This window comes from Acinetobacter sp. 5862 (assembly GCF_024494585.1).
Classification (GTDB): Bacteria; Pseudomonadota; Gammaproteobacteria; order Pseudomonadales; family Moraxellaceae; genus Acinetobacter.
Genome location: NZ_JANHGP010000086.1, coordinates 1 through 1102, shown reverse-complemented (window position 1 = coordinate 1102; position 1102 = coordinate 1). Strand labels below are relative to the sequence as shown.

The window sequence follows — 1102 nt, the reverse complement described above, 5'->3', positions numbered from 1 at the left end:
TGGCATATACAATTTAGATTGGGTGAAAGATAAACAATTAAATTGATTGAAAAATGATTTATGAAGGAAGTCTAATGCATCACTGGTGAACTGACTGCCTTGGTCTGTATTCAATATTTCAGGTGATCCATATTTTTCAATCGCTTCATTTAAAGCCGAAATACAAAAATCCACCTCCATACTAATCGATACTCTATGCGCAAGTACCTTGCGGCTATGCCAATCAATCACAGCACATAAATAAACAAAGCCTTTTGCCATAGGGATATACGTTATATCCGTAGACCACACTTGATTACTGCGCTGAATAGCCAATCCTTTGAGCAGATATGGATATTTACGGTGAGCTTGATTAGCCTGGCTTAAATTTGGTTTGCAATATAACGCCTGAATACCCATTTTCTTCATTAAAGTACGTGTATGACGTCGTCCTATATGATGTCCTTGACGATTCAACAAATCACGCATCATACGGCTACCTGTAAAAGGATATTGCATATGTAATTCATCAATACATCGCATCAGCTTCAGATCTGATGAGCTAACAGGTTTTGGGCGATAATAATAACAACCACGAGAGACTTTCAGTAACTTAGCTTGTTTAGATACTGAAATCTGAAGTGAGTCGTCGATTAACTTTTGTGGTTGAAGCGGCCCAGTTTCTTCAACACACCTTCTAAAAAATCAATTTCTAATGCCTGCTCACCGATTTTTGCATGTAACTTTTTAAGATCAATGGGAGGTTCTGATGGAGCTTTTGATTGATCGAAAGCTTGCGAGGAAGCTGAGATCAATTGATTTTTCCAGTCAATAATTTGGTTTTGATGAACATCAAACTCAGAACTCAATTCAGCAAGTGTTTTTTCTGCTTTAATCGCAGCAAGTGCTACCTTAGCCTTAAAGTCGTTTGAATGATTTCTTCTTGGTCTACGTGCCATAAAATACTCCATATATTGATGTTTATAACATCATTTGAGGAGCAGAATATCACTTATAGGAGTTGTTCAAATTTCCGGATCCATCTCTGTTTGGCGTAGCAAAAAAGAAATGTGGTCATCTCCGAATGGAAATGACCAGAAAGTGCAAAGCCAAGTCAAATTAT

1 pseudogene is annotated in these 1102 nt (G+C 37.3%); it reads right to left on the bottom strand.

The features are described from left to right. Window positions 1–950, bottom strand: a pseudogene (locus NO346_RS14610) (IS3 family transposase); the annotation flags it as partial. Window positions 951–1102: the final 152 nt, after the last annotated feature.